Source organism: Dyella sp. S184 (assembly GCF_009766065.1).
Classification (GTDB): Bacteria; Pseudomonadota; Gammaproteobacteria; order Xanthomonadales; family Rhodanobacteraceae; genus Rhodanobacter.
In genome coordinates this window covers 1,318,758-1,336,808 of sequence record NZ_LMUE01000002.1, presented here as the reverse complement: position 1 = coordinate 1,336,808, position 18,051 = coordinate 1,318,758, and the positions used below count along the sequence as shown (strand labels likewise).

Annotated in this window: 15 protein-coding genes; 1 reads left to right on the top strand and 14 read right to left on the bottom strand. The window is 62.2% G+C overall.

Annotated features, from left to right (window positions below; all coding sequences use genetic code 11):
- Positions 1 to 8: 8 nt before the first annotated feature.
- From phoU to rnt, 6 genes are all read right to left on the bottom strand, one after another.
- Complete coding sequence (gene phoU, locus GSQ75_RS05850; RefSeq protein WP_158753530.1) at positions 9 to 734, bottom strand: phosphate signaling complex protein PhoU; 726 nt, start codon at positions 732 to 734, stop codon at positions 9 to 11.
- Positions 735 to 751: 17 nt separating this feature from the next.
- Complete coding sequence (gene pstB / locus GSQ75_RS05845) at positions 752 to 1,561, bottom strand: phosphate ABC transporter ATP-binding protein PstB (protein WP_158753529.1); 810 nt, start codon at positions 1,559 to 1,561, stop codon at positions 752 to 754.
- Positions 1,554 to 2,420 carry a phosphate ABC transporter permease PstA gene (pstA, locus tag GSQ75_RS05840; protein ID WP_158753528.1) on the bottom strand — a complete coding sequence of 289 codons (867 nt, stop codon included), beginning with the start codon at positions 2,418 to 2,420 and terminating at the stop codon, positions 1,554 to 1,556. Before pstA ends, pstB begins: the two co-directional genes overlap by 8 nt.
- The gene (gene pstC, locus GSQ75_RS05835; protein ID WP_158753527.1) at positions 2,420 to 3,439 is read right to left on the bottom strand and encodes a phosphate ABC transporter permease subunit PstC; all 1,020 of its coding nucleotides are present in this window, start codon (positions 3,437 to 3,439) and stop codon (positions 2,420 to 2,422) included. Before pstC ends, pstA begins: the two co-directional genes overlap by 1 nt.
- Before the next feature lie 146 nt (positions 3,440 to 3,585).
- Positions 3,586 to 4,617 (bottom strand): phosphate ABC transporter substrate-binding protein PstS, encoded by a 1,032-nt coding sequence (gene pstS, locus GSQ75_RS05830; protein WP_174236700.1) that lies wholly within the window; start codon positions 4,615 to 4,617, stop codon positions 3,586 to 3,588.
- 167 nt (positions 4,618 to 4,784) lie between these two features.
- Positions 4,785 to 5,447, bottom strand: a complete 663-nt coding sequence (rnt, locus tag GSQ75_RS05825; RefSeq protein WP_158753525.1) for a ribonuclease T — start codon at positions 5,445 to 5,447, stop codon at positions 4,785 to 4,787.
- 354 nt (positions 5,448 to 5,801) lie between these two features.
- Here rnt and GSQ75_RS05820 point away from each other — a divergent pair, with 354 nt between their 5' ends.
- A complete protein-coding gene (locus GSQ75_RS05820) occupies positions 5,802 to 7,148 on the top strand; it encodes a hypothetical protein (RefSeq protein WP_158753524.1) in 1,347 nt (448 codons plus the stop codon).
- A gap of 211 nt (positions 7,149 to 7,359) precedes the next feature.
- On the opposite strand, the gene GSQ75_RS05815 is transcribed toward GSQ75_RS05820, so the two are convergent.
- The 8 genes from GSQ75_RS05815 to GSQ75_RS05780 all read right to left on the bottom strand — a co-directional run bounded on the left by GSQ75_RS05815 (position 7,360) and on the right by GSQ75_RS05780 (position 18,033).
- A complete protein-coding gene (locus GSQ75_RS05815; protein ID WP_158753523.1) occupies positions 7,360 to 8,859 on the bottom strand; it encodes an efflux transporter outer membrane subunit in 1,500 nt (499 codons plus the stop codon).
- A 4-nt stretch (positions 8,860 to 8,863) separates the two neighbouring features.
- Positions 8,864 to 10,069: an efflux RND transporter periplasmic adaptor subunit gene (locus GSQ75_RS05810; protein ID WP_158753522.1), complete on the bottom strand. Its 1,206-nt coding sequence runs from the start codon at positions 10,067 to 10,069 to the stop codon at positions 8,864 to 8,866.
- Positions 10,059 to 13,298, bottom strand: a complete 3,240-nt coding sequence (locus GSQ75_RS05805) for an efflux RND transporter permease subunit (RefSeq protein WP_158753521.1) — start codon at positions 13,296 to 13,298, stop codon at positions 10,059 to 10,061. Before GSQ75_RS05805 ends, GSQ75_RS05810 begins: the two co-directional genes overlap by 11 nt.
- A 287-nt stretch (positions 13,299 to 13,585) precedes the next feature.
- Positions 13,586 to 14,977 carry an ATP-binding protein gene (locus GSQ75_RS05800; RefSeq protein WP_158753520.1) on the bottom strand — a complete coding sequence of 464 codons (1,392 nt, stop codon included), beginning with the start codon at positions 14,975 to 14,977 and terminating at the stop codon, positions 13,586 to 13,588.
- A 10-nt stretch (positions 14,978 to 14,987) separates the two neighbouring features.
- Entirely contained in the window at positions 14,988 to 15,653 is a 666-nt protein-coding gene (locus GSQ75_RS05795; protein WP_158753519.1) for a response regulator transcription factor, read from the bottom strand.
- A 115-nt stretch (positions 15,654 to 15,768) separates the two neighbouring features.
- A complete protein-coding gene (gene hflD / locus GSQ75_RS05790) occupies positions 15,769 to 16,392 on the bottom strand; it encodes a high frequency lysogenization protein HflD (protein ID WP_158753518.1) in 624 nt (207 codons plus the stop codon).
- 10 nt (positions 16,393 to 16,402) lie between these two features.
- On the bottom strand, positions 16,403 to 17,551 hold the full coding sequence (gene mnmA, locus GSQ75_RS05785; RefSeq protein ID WP_158753517.1) for a tRNA 2-thiouridine(34) synthase MnmA: 1,149 nt from the start codon (positions 17,549 to 17,551) through the stop codon (positions 16,403 to 16,405).
- Positions 17,548 to 18,033 (bottom strand): NUDIX hydrolase, encoded by a 486-nt coding sequence (locus GSQ75_RS05780; protein WP_158753516.1) that lies wholly within the window; start codon positions 18,031 to 18,033, stop codon positions 17,548 to 17,550. Before GSQ75_RS05780 ends, mnmA begins: the two co-directional genes overlap by 4 nt.
- Positions 18,034 to 18,051: the final 18 nt, after the last annotated feature.

Sequence of the window (18,051 nt, the reverse complement as noted above, 5' to 3'; positions counted from 1 at the left end):
GGCGCAGGCTATTCGCCCAGCTTGGTCATTTCCGGATTCGAGGTGAGATCGCCCTTGCTGCGCTGCTTGTTCAGCGGCTCGCCGGTGACCTGGAACCACACGTTCTCGGCGATGTTGGTGGCATGGTCACCGATGCGCTCGATGTTCTTGGCCATGAACAACAGATGCGTACACGGCGTGATGTTGCGTGGGTCTTCCATCATGTAGGTGAGCAGCTGGCGGAAGTAGCCGGTATAGGCCTCGTCCAGCACCACGTCGTCTTTCCACACCTGGTAAGCGCGCTCGGCATCGCGATCGCGATAGGCCTCCAGCACCTCGCGTACTTCGGTAGCGGCCAGCTCAGCCAGATAGCCCAGGCCACCGACAGGGCCTACCGGAGCGACCATCGATAGCGGGATCGAACGCTTGGCCACGTTGGCGGCGTAGTCGCCGATGCGCTCGATGTCGGCGGCGATGCGCAGCGCGGCAAACACGTTGCGCAAGTCGCCGGCCATCGGAGCGCGCAGCGCCAACAGACGTACCACGTCGTGGCTGATTTCCTGCTCGAGCAGATCGATCGCATCGTCGTTGCCGACCACGCGCTGGGCAGCACGCTCGTCGCGACGTTCGACCACGTCGATTGCTGCTTCCAGCTGGCTTACCGACAACTCGCCCATGCGCACGATCTCGCCGGTGAGCCGGGTCAGTTCGTCGTCATAGCTCTTGATGATGTGTTCTTTGCTGCTGCCGCTCATGGTGATGTCCTGTGTGATCAGCCGAAGCGGCCGGTGATGTAATCCTCGGTCTGCTTCTTGCCCGGCTTGGTGAAGATTTTTTCGGTGCCGTCGAACTCAATCAGCTCGCCCATGTACATGAATGCAGTGAGGTCGGAGCAGCGCGCCGCCTGCTGCATGTTGTGGGTGACGATGACGATGGTGAACTCGTTCTTCAGTTCTTCGACCAATTGCTCGATGCGGCCGGTGGCGATCGGGTCGAGCGCCGAGGTGGGCTCGTCCAGCAGCAGCACTTCAGGCTTGAGTGCGATCGCGCGGGCGATGCACAGGCGTTGCTGCTGGCCACCGGAGAGTCCGAGTGCGTTCTGCTTGAGCTTGTCCTTCACCTCGTCCCACAGCGCGGCGCTGCGCAGCGCCTGCTCGACGCGGGCCGTCATGTCGGCCTTGGACAGTTTCTCGTGGTGGCGGATGCCATAGGCGACGTTCTCGAAAATCGTCATCGGGAACGGCACCGGTTTCTGGAACACCATGCCGACCTTGCTGCGCAGGCGATTCATCGAATAGCCAGGGTCGAGGATATTCTCGTCATCCAGCACGATCTCGCCCTTGGCCTCGAGCTTCGGGTAGATCGCGTAAATGCGGTTGAAGATGCGCAGCAGGGTGGACTTGCCGCAGCCGGAGGGCCCGATGATCGCGGTGACCTTCTTCTCCGGGATGTCCATGTTGATGCCTTTCAGCGCATGGAAACCGTTGTAGTAGAAGTGCAGGTCGCGCACGGTGAGCTTGGGCGCGACAGCCGATGTGGCCGCCACCTGCGCCGGATTCGTGGCGACGGTGGAATCAGTCATGGGACACCTTGTTGCGGGAAAGGACCAGGCGGGAGGAAAGGCTGAGCAGCAGCACGAACATGGTGACCACAAAGGCGCCGGCCCAGGCAAGGGCATGCATGTCATCGCCTGGATCGTTGGCGTACTGGTAGATGATCTGCGGCAGGCTGGACATCTTGTCGATCGGATTGACCGTCATGTAGTTGTTGCCGAACGCGGTGAACAGCAGCGGTGCAGTCTCGCCGCTGATCCGCGCCAGCGCCAGCAGCACGCCGGTGATGATGCCGGAGCGCGCCGCGCGAATCAGGATCTGCAAGGTCAGCTTCCACTGCGGTACGCCGAGTGACAGCGCCGCTTCGCGCAAGGTGGAGGGCACCAGCCGCAGCATCTCGTCGGTGGTGCGCACGATCACGGGCAAGGCAATCAGCGCCAGCGCCACGCCGCCGGCAAAGCCGGAGAAGGTGGTCGATCCGTGGGTGAGCACCGTGGTCGGCAGCACGATGATGGTGTAGACGAACAGGCCCATCACGATCGATGGTGCCGACAGCAGGATGTCGTTGAGAAAACGGATCGACTCGCCCAGCTTGGTGCGGTTGGCATATTCCGCCAGCCAGGTGCCGGCGAGCACGCCGATCGGCGTGGCGATCGCGATGCCGATGAAGTTGATGATCAGGCTGCCGACCATCGCGTTGGAGAGGCCGCCATCGCCGCCGTTGGCGGTGATCCTGGTGAACAGCTTCAGATTCAGCGCGCCGATGCCCTGGCGCAGGGTTTCCCACAGGATCCAGGCGAGGAACGCCAGGCCGATCAGGGTGGCCAGCATGCTCAGCCCCATCGCGAGCCAGTTTGTGATGCGTCGGCGCAGATAGATCGTGCTCATCAGCTACCTTCCTTTTTGGCCAGCTGGCGCAGCATGAACCGGGCGATCAGCAGTACGAAGAAGGTGACCACGAACAGCAGGAAGGCCAGCGCCATCAGCGAGGATTTCTGCAGGCCCGAGGCTTCGCTGAACTGGTTCGCGATGGTCGAGGCGATCGACGTGCCGGGATCGAGCAGCGAGGCCGACAACTGCATGGCGTTGCCGAGCACGAAGGTCACCGCCATCGTTTCGCCCAGCGCGCGGCCGAGGCCGAGGAAGATGCCACCGATCACCGCCGAGCGCGTATACGGCAGCACGATGTCCCACGAGACTTCCCAGGTGCTGGAACCGAGCGCATAGGCTGATTCCTTGAGCCGGGTCGGTACGGTCTGGAACACCTCGCGCATCACCGAGGAAATGAACGGGATGATCATGATCGCCAGCACGATGCCCGCAACCAGGATGCTGGCGCCGAACGGATAGCTGCTGCCGAACAGCTTGCCTACGAACGGTACATGCTGGGCCACCCACGACAGCTTTCCGTCATCGGGCTGGTCGCCAAGGTTGTTGGTCAACCAAGGCTTGATGTGGTTGGCAAAGAACGGGGCGAAGATGAACAGGCCCCACATGCCGTAGATGATCGAGGGGATGCCGGCCAACAGTTCGATCGCTGAAGCCACTGGCGTGCGCAACCAGGCGGGCGCCACCTCGGAAAGATAGAGAGCGATGCCGAAGCTCACCGGCACGGCGATCAGCAACGCGATCAGGGACGTGGCGATGGTGCCGTACACCGGCACCAGCGCACCGTAGACATCATTGCCTGGATCCCACGTCGTACTGACCAGGAAGTGCCAGCCGAACGTGGCAAAGGCACTGCGGCCGCCCCATAGCGTGGCACCGGCGGCGCCGAGCAGGGAGGCCAGCACCAGCAGGGCGCAGCCCTTCAGCAGCCAGCGGAACAACCGCTCGTGACGGGCGTCGCGGCGACTGCGCTGCTCCTGGATGAGCGAAGGCGCGATGGTGCCGGGTTGAGCTGACATGTGCGATGCAGTCCTCGGTGAAGCGTTCAATACGGCATGCGCTGTAGATGATTCATTTCAGCGGAAAGCCGCCCTCCGGAGAGGACGGCCTCGCACTGGTACGGCTGACTGGGATGGCCTGGTCATCCAGGCCATCCCGGCGTGGCTCAATGTTTGAAATCGGAAGCCCAGTAAGCCTCGATCTTGCTGACCAGGGCAGCCGGCAGCGGCACATAGTCCAGTGCTACGGCATCCGGCTGGCCATGCTCAAGCGACCACTTGAAGAAGTCGAACGCGACCTTGGTGTTGATCGGATTCTTCGGCGTCTTGTACATGATCATCCAGGTAGTGGCGGTGATCGGCCACGCCTTGGCGCCCGGTGCATTGGTCATGATCAGGTTGAAGTCCTTGGCTGAAGCCCAATCCGCGGTGGCGGCTGCGGCAGCGAACGCATCGGCATTCGGCTTGATGAAGTTGCCAGCGGCATTCTTCATGTCGACCCAGGCGATCTTGTTCTTCACGGCGTAGGCGTATTCGACGTAGCCGATCGCGCCCGGAATCTGGTTCACGTACTGCGACACGCCTTCATTGCCCTTGCCGCCCACGCCGGCCGGCCATTCCACGGCGGTGCCGAACTTCACCTTGGCGGCCCACTCCGGGCTGACCTTGGACAGGAAGTTGGTGAAGTTGAACGAAGTGCCCGAACCGTCCGAACGATGCACGACGGTGATCTTGCCGGCCGGAATCTTCAAGCCGGCGTTCAACGCGGCGATCTTCGGATCGTTCCAGTTGTTGATCTTGCCGAGGAAGATGTCGGCCAGGGTGGCGCCGTCCAGCTTGATCTGGTCAGCCTGCACGCCGGCGATGTGGACCACCGGCACGATGCCGCCGACCACGATCGGGAACTGGCCGAGGCCGAGCGTCTGCAGGTCTTCCGCCTTCATCGGGGCGTCGGAGGCGCCGAAGTCGATGGTGCCTTCCTTGATCTGTGCAATACCGGCGCCGGAGCCGACCGACTGGTAGTTGAGGTGGTTGCCGGTCTTCTCGGCATAGGCGGCCGACCACTTGGACATGACCGGATAGACGAAGCTGGAGCCGGCACCGGTGATGTCGGTGGCCTGCGCGGCCATGCCGAAGCTCGAGGTCACAGCAAGCGCAGCAATGGCAGCGATGCGAATCGGAAATTTGCTGGAGTTCAACACGGTAGCTCCTTGGGGAAGTCGGATGAGACCCCGCCATTTCAGGCCCTTGGTGTTGCCATTGGATGTAATCAATGTTTCATTCAGATGACAGCTGTCGACGGATTGTCACAGTAACTTCGTGGAATGCATCCGACTAACCCTGAAACCCCAGCCTGCGCCTCATTTCAGGCGGCATCAAGCCCGCTCCCGCGGGCTTGATCAAGCAGCTCCAGTTGGCGCCAGCGATTGACTACTTCGCAAAAAAGTTCGGCGGTACGTTCCGCGTCATAGACAGCTGAGTGTGCCTCGCGGCTGTCAAACGACAAGCCAGCCGCCAGTACCGCCTTGCTGAGTACGGTCTGTCCATAGGCAAGGCCGCCGAAACTGACCGTGTCGAAGCAGCTGAACGGGTGAAACGGATTGCGCTTGTGGCCGGTGCGACGTACCGCCTGGTTGAGGAATCCCAGGTCGAATGCGGCATTGTGGCCCACCAGGATGGCGCGCTGGCAACCGGCCTCGCGTACCGCCTCGCGCACCACATGGAAGATGTGATCCAGCGCCAGCCGCTCGGCGAGTGCGCCACGCAATGGGTTGTAAGGATCGATGCCGGTAATTTCCAGCGAGCGCGGGTCCAGGTTCGCGCCGGGAAACGGTTCCACGTGCGTCGACACTACCGGTTGCAGGCGCATGCAGCCGTCTGCGTCCATCGTCAACGGGATAGCGGCGATTTCCAGCAGGGCGTCATGTTCGGCATCGAAACCGCCGGTTTCGACATCAACCACGACGGGGAGAAAGCCGCGGAAACGCTCGGCCATGCGCACGGGGGGACGGTAAGAGGAATCAGGCATCGAGCAAGCATAACAGCAGCTTCCAGGCCCTCATGCGCTGGCCCTATCTTCTAATGAGGTGCGTTGCGTGGGTGCTCACCCTTCGGCTCTTTGCTGGGTTAGGGATTTCGTGAGGATTATCTGGGGCTGGCCGACGGCGGCCACACGAACATGGGCTGATCTGGCGCAAGAGTTTTCGTTATGACATGCGCTGCCGCACTGTAATCCGATTGTCATTTGCGATTTACGTGAGTGTCACATTCATCACACAAACTTAATACAAGAGCGGTGCAGCTGAGCCGCCTATGGCTCGTAACAGCCATGGGTAAAGCGCCGTAGAACGACATTCTTGTCCCCGATGCGGAGCTTCAGATCATGCGTAACAAACTCGTCGCCGTAGCCATCGCTGCCGTGCTCGGCACACTCAGTGTCAGCGCGCACGCCGATGACAGCACTATCAATTCCGCCAGTGACCTTTTCACTCAGGGTCATGTGGATGGTGAGCTTCGTCTGTACGACTTCAACCGTAGCTATGACTACGATGTTGCTGCGAAGCCGAGTGCCCGGGCCTTTGGTGGCTCGATCCTGCTCAATGCGCAGACCGCCTCGCTGGATGGCTTCAGTGCCGGCGCGTCGCTGGTCAGCGCGAATGCGTTGGGCTCGCTTGCCGACAATCCGAAGCGGGTCGATACCACGCTGATGGGTGCCAGCGACTCGTTGACGGCGCTGAGCCAGGCGTACCTGCAGTACGCGAACAGCTGGGTCAACGTGAAGGCTGGTTATCAGTATCTGAATACGCCGTGGATGGGCAACAGCGATGGCCGCCTGCTGCCGAACTCGTACGAAGCCCTGAGCGCTGTTTTCACGCCGGTGGCCGGCTGGAACATCATCGGTATCCGTGAACTCAGCTACAAGAGCCGCACGTCCGATGACTATTTCAATGACAACAACTACTACAACAGTGCCTATCAGGGCGACACGCTTTACGGCGGTAACCAGGGCTTGCCGCTGACGGCGAAACAGACCAGCGGCACGTGGGCTTTGGGTAGCACGTACGTCAACGGCGGCCTGAAGGCGCAGGGCTGGTACTACGACTTCCTCGATTTTGCGCGCATGGGCTACGCCGACGGCAGCTATGTCTTCAAAACCGATACGGGCTTCGATCCGGTCATTGGCTTTCAGGGCCTGACCGAGAATGGCGGCGGTTCCGACAATGTGCTGGTGGCAAACAAGCTCAAGATCAACGGCATTGCCGGTACCGACGTGCAGAGCCGTGCCTGGGGCGCCGACCTTGGCGTCGTGATCCCGAACGGCCGCTTCGATGTGTTCTACAACAAGGTAGAGCAGGAGACCGGCTCGGTTATCGGCGACGGTTCGATCATCTCGCCGTTCACCGCCAATTACGCCACGGATCCGCTGTACACCACCTCGATGATTCGTGGTCTGGTGGAAGCTGGCCCGGGTCACGCGTGGAAGGCCAAGATGACCTACGGCTTCTTCGACAACAGTCTGCAGTTGGTTGGTGCTTACGCCAAATACACCACCGATCTGAATGGCAACTTCCACGACACCTACTTTGACATCATCTACAACTTCAGCGGCTTCCTCAAAGGTTTCCAGATCCGCGATCGCTGGGAAAAATCCTCGGGCGGCATCAACAACCTGAATCCGGGCAACCAGTCGTTCACCTACAACCGCGTGATGCTCACCTACAAGTTCTGATCGACGGCGACATATCTGTCATGCCGCTGACCGGAAACAGTCACAGCGGCATGGCAAGCTGAACCCATCGAGACTGAACTTATCTAGAGTTATCGCAAGGGAGTTTGACCCAGGGATGGAAAACGGCGGCCATGGGCCGCCGTTTGCTTTTGCGCTAGATGGAGACAAGCGCGTGGCAGCGAGACCGGCATCAAGCCGGGCCTCCGGTCCGTCAACGCGCCGCGGCCACCGCGTGGCCGTGGGGCGAGTCCTTCATCTGCGCGCTGGTCCAGCCACCGCCCAAGGCACGGATCAGGTCCACACTGGCCTGCAACCGGCGCATGCGCACTTGTTCGGCATTGCGCGCGGCCTGAAGGTAGCTGGTCTGCGCAGTGACGACGTCCAGATAATTGACGATGCCTTCGCTGTAGCGGTTGGTGGCGATCTGTGCAGAATCCTTGGCAGCGTCGGCAGCAGCGTCTTCATCATGGGCTTCGCGACTCAGGTTCGTGAGCAGCGACAGGTTGTCTTCCACCTGCTGAAAGGCATTCAGTACGGTTGCGCGATATTGCCCCGCAGCTTCATCGAATTCGGCCTGCGCTTTGCGTTCCTTGGCTCGCAGCAGGCCACCGTCGAAGAGGTTCAGCGAGGCCAGCGGGCCCAGCGCCCACATGCGGTTGCCGGCGCTCAGCAGGCTGCCATTGCCGGTGTTCTGCCAACCCAGGATCGCGGAAAGGCTGAAATCGGGATAGAAGGCGGCGCGCGCCACGCCGATATCCGCATTCGCGGCAAAAGTGCGACGTTCCGCAGCGGCGATATCCGGCCGACGCTCGAGCAGTGTTGACGGGATGCCCACCGGAATCTCCGGCAGGCCGATCTGGACATCCGATGCGGGCAGGGAAAAGCTGGATGCCGGTTCGCCGACCAGGCTGGCGATGGCATGTTCGGCGAGGGCACGTTGCGCGGTCACCTCGGCGGCCTGGGCCATCGCATCGGACAACTGGGTTTTTGCGCGGGAAACCGACAGGCCGGAGGCAATACCGCCGGCAAAACGGTTCTCGGTCGTCGTCAGCCCTTTGCGGTACTCATCGAGCGAACCATCGATGATATGCGCCTGGATGTCATAGCCGCGCAGAAGTATGTACTGATCAGCAAGCTGCGATTCCAGGCTCAGTTTCGCCGAGGCGAGATCCGCATCGGCGGCCTGGGCCTGCGCGTTGCCGGCGGCGACTTCGTTGCGGATGCGGCCCCACAGATCCAGATCGTAGCCCGCAGAGAGCTGCGCCGTGTTGGCCTCGTATTCATCGGGTTGGTTACTGCCGCGCAAGGGCCGGTTGTTGGACTGGCGGTTATTGGTCGGACTGGCCTCCGCGCCGATTTGGGGGAACAGTTGCGAACGGACTTCGCCCTCATAGGCGGTGGCGATGTCATAGCGCGCCAGCGCGACCGCCAGTGACGGGTTGGCCTGGTCGAGGCGGGTCTCCAACCCATCCAGGGTGGAATCACCGAAGATCTTCCACCAGTCGCCGCGCGACTGCATGTCGCCCGGCGTGGCCTGCGTCCACAGTCCCGAGTGATCCTTGTAGGCCGCCGGGATGGCCATCGCCGGGCGCTGGTACGTCGGCGCCAGTGAACAGCCGGCCAAAGCCAGCATCAGGCAACCGGGCAGGATACGGCGGCAACAGGTCCGCCAGGCGGCCGTGTGGCGGTTGACTGGAGGCTTGCTCAGCATGGAGTCATTCTGCCTTGGGCTGTTCATGCGCGACGTTCTCCTTCGCCATGGCGGCGACATGTACCTGGTCGCCCTGCATCAATGAATCCGGCGGATGATCGATGATCTTGTCCGACGGCAGCAGGCCCTGGTCGATTTCCAGCGCATCGCCCAGATCCATCGCGATATGCACATCGTGCAGCTGCACGCGATCATCCGGTCCGAGTACGGCCACCTGCGGTCCCGCGGCGCGGAAGATCAGCACGGTCGATGGCACCGTGATCATCCGGCTGCTGATCGCAATCGGCAGATGCACTTCCGCATAGTCGCCTGGCAGCAGCGCGGCATCCTGATTCCGTATCTCGAACTGCGCCAGCAGCGAACCCGATGCCTGGTTGACCGAGCCGGATGATCCGATCAGCGTGCCCGTATAGGTCACGCCGGGGTGTTCGAGCACGTTCAAGGTGACCTTCATGCCGGGTTTGATCGACGATGCATAGCCCTGTGGAACGCGCACATAGAGGCGCATCTTGCTGGTATCGGCCACGGTGAACAATGCCGGGCTGTTCTCGCTGGTGGCGGAGATCAGGTCGCCAATGTCCGTATTGCGGCTGGTGACCGTGCCGTTGAACGGCGCAGTGATGTGCTTGAATCCTTCCAGTGCGGCCAGCCGATCGACATCGGCCTGGGCCGAGAGCACATTCGCGGCAGCAACCTCGGCCTGGCCACTCTTTTCATCGGCTTCCTGCTTGGATACCGAGTTGGATGTCAGCAGATGCTGCCAGCGCTTGCTGGTGACTTGTGCCAGCCGTTCGTCCGCCTTGGCGCGAACCAGCTCGGCCTGGGCCTGATCGAATTGCTGATCCAGTTCGGGCGTATCGATGATGCCCAACGTGTCGCCGGCCTTGACCGTGCTGCCTATGTCCTTGCTCCAGCTCTTCAGATAGCCGCTGACGCGGGCATAGATCGGTGCGCTGATCCAGGCCTCGACATGGCCGGGCAGCGTCGTCTGATGTGTGTCCGCCGAGCCCAATGGCGCAGCCAGCTGTACGGTGGGCAGCTCCTGCGCATCGGTCCACTTCGCCAGTCGGTGGTAATCGTAGGCGCGCACAACGAGTCCGATCATCGTCACCAGCACGGCCACGCAGAGGAAGACGATGATGGCGAGTTTGAGACGCGGCGGGCGCTTTCCCGACTCGCCGACGTTATGCGGCGCGGCGTTATGCGACATGGGGATCTTCTCCAAGCATGGGTACGGCGGAAGGTGAGCGTTGCTCATCGTTGGCATGCACGATGCTGAAAATCACCGGCACGAACAGCAGCGTGGCGAACGTGGCGAACAGCAGGCCGCCGATGACGGCACGGCCCAGTGGCGAGTTCTGTTCATGGCTCAGCGCCATCGGCAGCATGCCGATGATCATCGCCAGTGCGGTCATGCAGACCGGGCGGAAACGGGTGAAGCCGGCTTCAAGCGCTGCCTTGATCGGATCGCCATGCACCTCCAGCCGCTCGCGGCAGAAGCTCACCACCAGGATCGAGTTTGCCGTAGCAACGCCCATGCACATGATGGCACCGGTCAGTGCTGGAACCGACAATGTGGTGTGGCTGGCGAACAGCATCCAGACAATGCCGGCCAGCGCCGCGGGCAGGGCGGTGATGATCACGAAGGGATCGAGCCACGACTGGAAGTTCACCACGATCAGCAGGTAGATCATCACCACCGCACCGAGCAGGCCGAACAGCAGTCCGCTGAAAGCCTCGTTCATCGTGCCGACCTGGCCACGCAGGGTCACCATGGTGCCCTTGGGCCGGGTCTTGGCGAAGTCGGCCAGTACCTTGTTCACGCCGGCGGCGACCGCGCCGAGATCGCGGTCCTGCACGGATGCGTAGATATCGAAAACAGGCAGGATGTTGTAATGCGATACCACCGCTGCACTGGGTTCCCGTGTGAAGCTGGCGATACCGCCCAGCATCTGGCTACCCTTGTTGCCGGATGAGGTCACCGGCAACCGCGCCAGGTCGGCCATCGAATCCATCTTGTACTGCGGTGTAGCTGCCACGATGGCGTAGGAAACGCCATTCTTTGGATCCAGCCAGAACGCGGGTGCCACCTGACCACTGCCGGCCAGCGTAGAGACCATGCTGTTGGTGACGTCGCCTTCGGTGATGCCCAGCGCATCGGCGCGGGTCCGATCGACATGCACGTTCAACTGCGGGTAGCTGGTGCTCTGTTGCAGGCGCACGTCGGCAATGCCAGGCACCGCCTTGAGACGCGTCATGATCTGCATTGCATAGGCTTCATTCGCGGCGCTGTTGCGGCCGGCGATCGATACGTCCAGCGGTGCTGGTGCACCGAAGTTAAGGATCTGGCTGGTCATGTCGGCCGGCAGGAACGCAAACTGGCTGCCAGGGAATTCCTTCGGCAGCACGGCGCGCAGTTTCTTCACGAATTCGGCGGTGGGCTGGTGGCCTTCCTTCAGCGCGACCTGGATGTCGCCGTCCTCCGGCCCGATGGTGCCGGTGTTGCTGTAGACCAGGTTGACGCTGCTCAAGGGCAGGCCAATGTTGTCGATCACGCTGTCCAGCTGATTGGGCGGAATCACCTTGCGGATCGCAGCTTCGATGCGATCGAACTCGGCGGCGGTTTCTTCGATGCGGGTGCCCATCGGCGCACGCACATGCAGTGCGATCGAGCCGGCGTCGACATCCGGGAAAAAGTCGCGGCCGAGGAACGGCACCAGCGCGAATGACACCAGCACGAATGCCAGGAAACCGATGATGAAGAGCTTCTGCCGCGCCATCGCTGCGCTGAGAGTGGCGTAGTAAACATCGCGAATCATTGTGAAGCGATGTTCGAAGGCGAGCTGGAAGGCGATCATCTTGCGCACGATTACGTGCCGGGTAGCGTGATGCTGGTCGCCCTCGTGGTGGTTGATGTAAGTGTCCTCGGGGTGATCGCCAACCCCCTTCTCGGTGTCGTGCGGCTTGAGCAGGTACATCGCCATCGTCGGCACCAGCGTGCGCGACAGTACGAACGATGAGGCCATCGCGAAGATCACCGCCAGCGCCATCGGGCGGAACAGGAAGCCGGCGATGCCATTGAGCATGAACATCGGCACGAACACGATGCAGATACACAACAGCGACACGAACGCGGGCGTGACGATCTGCCTGGCGCCATCCATGATCGCCGAGTGCACATCCTTGCCCTGTTCGAGATGCCAGTTGATGTTCTCGATGGTCACCGTGGCATCGTCGACCAGGATACCCACCGCGAGCGCCAGGCCACCAAGTGTCATGATGTTGAGGGTTTGCCCGGTCAACGAGAGCAGAGCGATCGAGGACAGGATCGACAGCGGGATCGAGACCGCGATGATGACGGTGGAGCGCCAGCTACCCAGAAAGACCAAAATCATCACCGAGGTCAGCAACGCCGCGATGATGCCTTCGCGCGCCACCGAGACAATCGCCGATTTCACGAAGACCGACTGGTCGTCGAGCATCGAGATTTTCAGCGACGGCGGCATCGTCTCCTCGATCAGCGGCATCAACTTCTTGACGCCGGCAACCACGGACAGCGTCGATGCGCTGCCGGTTTTCAGGATGGGCATAAGTACTGCACGCTTGCCATCCACGCGCACCACGTTGTTCTGTGGTGGCGAGCCGTCGCGCACATGGGCTACCTCACCGATCGTGATGGTCGCGCCGTCGACCGTCTTGATCGGCAGGTTGTTCAGCGCAGCGAACGCGGTCGGGCTGTTGTTGAGCTTTACGTTGTATTCGTAAGTTCCGATCTTGGCGGTACCGACCGGGACGATCTGGTTTTGCGCGGCCAGTGCACTGGCAACGTCCTGTGCCGACAGCCCCTTGGCATCGAGCGCCTGCGGGTCAAGATCCAGCGTGATCTGGCGCTGCTTGCCGCCGTAAGGCGTCGGGATCGCCACGCCATCCACCGAGGTCAGCACGGTGCGCACATCGTTCTGTGCGATGTCACGGATCTTCGATTCGGACAATGTCTTGCTCGACAGTGCCATCTGCAGCACCGGCACGGTCGAGGCGTTGTAGTTGAGGATCAGTGGTGGCGTGATGCCGGGTGGCATCTGTTTCACCACCGTCTGCGAGATCGAGGTGACTTGCGCGGTCGCGGTGCGGATGTCGGTCCCGGGCTGGAAGAAGATCTTCACCACGCCGGCACCAGGCAGCGACTGCGACTCGATGTGCTCGATGTTGTTGACCGAGGTGGTCAGCGTGCGCTCGTAGTAATAGATGATGCGGCCGGACATCTGGTCCGGTGGCATGCCCTTGTAGGTCCACACCACGCTGATCACCGGGATGCCGATGTTCGGGAAGATGTCGGTGGGGGTACGCAGCGCGGCCAGCGGCCCGGCGATCAGGATGAGCAGCGCCAGCACGATGAAGGTGTAGGGCCGTGACAGCGCCAGGCGAACTAGACCAAGCATGGGTATGTTTCCGGAAGCATCGGTGTGACGGGCACTTAATACGTGACGAAAACGCTTTGCATCATTCCGTCGCGGATGGAGTGCGGGGACGGGGTGCCGGGTCAGGGAAGACTGGGCGCATTCACTCGACAGGTTTGTTTCATAGGGATGACTTGGAACGTTGCTGGGGCAGCATCAAACTGACGCCATGCATGATCGCAAGCCAGCCTTGTGGCAACCTTTTGCCAACCCCGCGAACGCCGGCGCAGTCATGCGGCATTCGGTTTGGACGCAGCCTAAAGTGACGGCTATGCCGTCGCCGCAGCCATATGGATGCGCACCTGCAGCCCATGGCCGAAAGGCGAGGCAAGCAGTTCGATACGGGCGCCATGCAGTTCGATCGCACGCTGGACGATGCTGAGTCCCAGGCCATAGCCACGGGATTCGGTCTCGGTGGCGCGGTGGAAGCGTTCGAAGACCACGTCCCTGCGCTCGGCGGGAATGCCCGGGCCGTCATCGCAGATGCTGATCACCGTCTCATGGTCCACGATATCGATCGATACCTCGACGCGGCCTTCCTGGCCGGTATAGCGCAGGGCATTCTCGATCAGGTTGCGGAACATTGCCGTCAGCGCGGCTTCGTGACCCTGCACCCACAACGCATCCACGTCGTGATTGAGGCTGAATGCGATGTCCTTCTCGGCGATCACGGGGGCCAGTTCTTCGATGACTTCGGTGGCCAGGGCGATTAGGTTGAGGCGTACCCGCTGTTGTGAGGCGGCACCTGCTTCCAGTCGGGCGAGTGCCAGGATCTGCTCGATCCTGCGCGCCAGCCGGGTCAGGCTTTGTTGTGCGCTGTGCAGTGTGAATTCGATCTCAGCGGGGCCCTTGGCGATCAGGGCGTTTTCAATGTGGATCATCGAGGCGGTCAGTGGCGTGCGCAGCTCATGCGCCACGTCGCTGGCGAACCGGTGTTCGCGTTCGATCGTGTCTTCCAGACGCTCGAGCTGCTGGTTCAGCGTCACCACGAGTGGTGTGATCTCGCGTGGCGTGTGATCGACTGCGACCGGCTGACGGCTTCCCGGCGTACGCGTTGCCAGCTGTTCCGTGAGCAAGGCCAGCGGGCGCAAGCCGCGCTTGACGGCCAGGCCCGCCAGCAGCGCGAGCAGCGGCAGGCCGATCAGCAGCGGAAGACTGTGCTCCATGACCAGCGCGCGGGTGATTTCATTGCGGTTGTCATAGCGTTCGCCGATGCGTATGACCAGCCCGGAGTGGTTCTGCAGCGTGAAGGTGCGCCATGCCCGGTCTTCAATCTGGAGGTCATGGAAACCGCGCTCTGCGGTCGTCGGCGCCGGCAGGGCGACAAAATTGGTCGTGGCGGCCAGCAGCTTGCCGCTGGCGCTATAGGCCTGGAAACCCACTTCGGGTTCGTAGTTGCGCTGGTGGACCCGCACCATCACGGCGTTGTGCAGGTTCTCCGCACTCAACGCGATATCCGGCGAGCCCGGCATGGTGGATGACGGCAGGTGTTCGAGCAGCGATCCCACCGTGCGGCCAGCCTGCGCCAAGCGTCCGTCAAGCAGGTAACCCATCTCACGCAGTTCGCGCTGGTAGCTCAACACCCCCAGCGGAATCAGCACGCCTACCTGCACGGCGATGATCAGCCAGGTCAGTCGCGTGCGCAGGCTTGCCGTTCTCATTGGGGTTCGTTCATTTGGGTTCGCGTGGAATCATGTAGCCAATGCCGCGTACGGTACGGATCGCTTCGGGACACAGTTTGCGGCGCAGCCAGTGCACCTGGACCTCGATCGCATTGCGTTCCACCACGGTGTCCAGCCCGTAGACCGAGTTCTCCAGCGCTTCGCGCCGGACGATGTGGCCAGCATGCTCCATCAGGGTCTGCAGCAGCGCGAATTCGCGCCGGGTCAGGCTGATCTGGTTGCCACGGAACTCCACCTCGGCCGAGGCCAGGTTCAGCCGCATGCCGCCGGCTTCGATCAGGTTTTCGGCAAGGCCACGCACGCGCCGCGTGAGCGAACGGATACGTGCCACCAGTTCGCCGACGTGAAAGGGCTTGACCAGGTAGTCGTCGGCGCCGATATCCAGACCGCGGATGCGTGTTTCCAGGGCATCCCGGGCGGTCATCACGAGGATGGGCGTCTTCACGCCATCCCGGCGTGCCTCGAGCAGTACGTCCATGCCGTCCATACCGGGCAGGCCGAGATCAAGCAGCACGAGGTCCGCGGTGGGATCGCGCAATGCGCGCGCGGCCTCCTTGCCGTCACGCAGCCAAGTCACCGCATAGGACTGCTGTACCAGTGCATGCCGGATCGCTTCACCCAGCTGGTTGTCGTCTTCCACAAGCAGTATGTGCACGTCGGTTACCTGCGAGCCACGGCTCTGTTTTTGGGCAATTCCGGCACATTCTGGACAACCAAGCTTGTGAGTACCTTTTCAAGGACGCCCTGGTCGATAGCAGGTCATCCACAAGTCAGCCGTTATCCAGCGTCGCCCCGGTCAGCAGGCCACGCGCCAGCATGCTGCACCGACGCCGGTACAGCAGCAGTTGCCACTGGCGACCACCAACCTGTCGCCACAGCACCGCCGAACGTACCGCAGCCAGCAGGTTGGCGCGTACCTTTTCCACTACAGCAGATTGCTGCAACAGCTGCGGATTGCCGCTGACCATCACCCGCGGTTTCAGCGTGGACAGGGTGGACGCGTACAACTCGGCCAGCCGGCTGGTGACCTGCGCCGAATCCTGGCCGAAATGCTCGACCTGCCGTTGCGCAGCGACAATGCCCTGCTGCAACTTCTCGAGCAGTTCCGGCCGGCTGGTCAGGCTGCGCTCCAGCCGCATCACGGTAACTACCATCCGGGTAACCGACATGTCGCGGTCGCTCTCGTCGAGCTGCGCGATCAGGTTGCGCAGTCCGATCCGCACGTTGGAGATATTGCCGTACACGCCGACGACCGACGGCGCGTCGATGCGGAACACGCTGGCCACGCTGGCTTCCATCGCACCTTCGTCGCAACGCCCCTCGTTGGCCAGTTGCTGCGCTAGTGCACAGGCCTGGAACAGGCCGGCGAGGGAGAGCACGCGCTCTTCATTCATGGAAAAAATTTCAAGCACGGGGTTGCGGTTCTCTTGCAGTAGGTGTCGTGGAAGGAGTGAACGCTGGCAGCAAGCCACCGTAAGGTGCATCGGTGGCGGCGATCACCGCGCCGCCGAGACAGGCATCACCATCATAGAGGACCACGGATTGTCCCGGGGTGACTGCCCGCTGCGGTTCGTCGAAGCACACCTCGAGGCCGTCATCGCGAACGCTGACGACGCAAGCCTGGTCCGACTGGCGATAACGGGTGCGGGCGGTGCAACGGAAGTGGTCGGATGGCGCGGTACCGGCGACCCAGCTGGGTGTTTCGGTCAGCAGCCGCCGGGAATACAGCCAGTGATTCTCGCCGCCCTGGGCGACGTACAGCACATTCGCCGCCACATCCTTGCCGACCACGTACCAAGCCTCACCACTGGCACCATGGCGGCCGCCGATGCCCAGCCCGTTGCGCTGGCCCAGCGTGTAATACATCACGCCCTGGTGCTCCCCGATCAGCTCGCCAGTGGGCGTGCGCATCTCGCCGGAGCGGGCCGGGATGTACTGGGCGAGGAAGCTGCGGAAATCGCGCTCGCCGATGAAGCAGATGCCGGTGGAGTCCTTCTTGGCATGTGTAGGCAGTGCCGCCTCGCGCGCCAGTTCGCGCACGCGGGGCTTCTCGATCTCGCCAAGCGGAAACAGCGTGGCGCCCAGTTGCTGCTGGCCCAGCGCATGCAGGAAATAGCTCTGGTCCTTGGCGGCGTCGACGGCACGCAGCAGGCGATAACGACCTTCGTGAAAATCGACGCGGGCATAGTGGCCGGTGGCGATCTTCTCGGCACCCAGTGCGTGGGCTTCGTCCAGAAAGGTCTTGAACTTGATCTCGCGGTTGCACAGCACGTCGGGATTCGGCGTGCGCCCGACGCGATATTCGGCGAGGAAGTGCTCGAATACACCGTCCCAGTACTCGGCGGCGAAATTGCGTGCGTGGAACGGAATGCCGAGCCGGCCGCAGACGGCTACAGCGTCCTTGCGATCGGCGTCAGTAGTGCACGGGCCGCTGCGCTCGTCTTCCTCCCAGTTCTGCATGAACAGGCCTTCGACCTCATGGCTGGCCTGTTGCAGCAGCAGGGCCGCGACCGAAGAGTCGACGCCGCCGGAGATGCCGAGCATCACCTTCATGCGTTGCCATCCGCGGAGACATAGTCCAAGGTGTCCAGCGGCAGTCGCTGCCCGGCCAGCCACGCATCGATACTGAGCAACACCAGCGGGCTGCGCAGGCGCACACCCAGGGCGGCGATTTCGGCACGGGTCAGCCACAACGCCCGACTTATGCCAGTGTCCAGTGGACGCGCCGGATCATGGCTCATGGCCCGCGCGGCAAAGCTGAAACGGATCACCGCATCGCCATGCTCGGTGCTGCGCCACTGATGCACGCCGATCAGGTGCTGCAGTGCCACCGTCCAACCGGTTTCCTCCAGCGTTTCGCGCACGGCGGCGGCAAGCAGACTTTCACCGTCGTCCAGATGGCCGGCGGGCTGGTTGTAGGCAAGCCTGCCGTTGACCTCTTCCTCGACCATAAGGTAGCGGTCGCCGTCGGCTACCACGCAGGCCACGGTCACATGCGGGCGCCAGATCTCGGTGGTGGATGGGGAATCAGCCATTTAGTGTTCAGCAAGGCA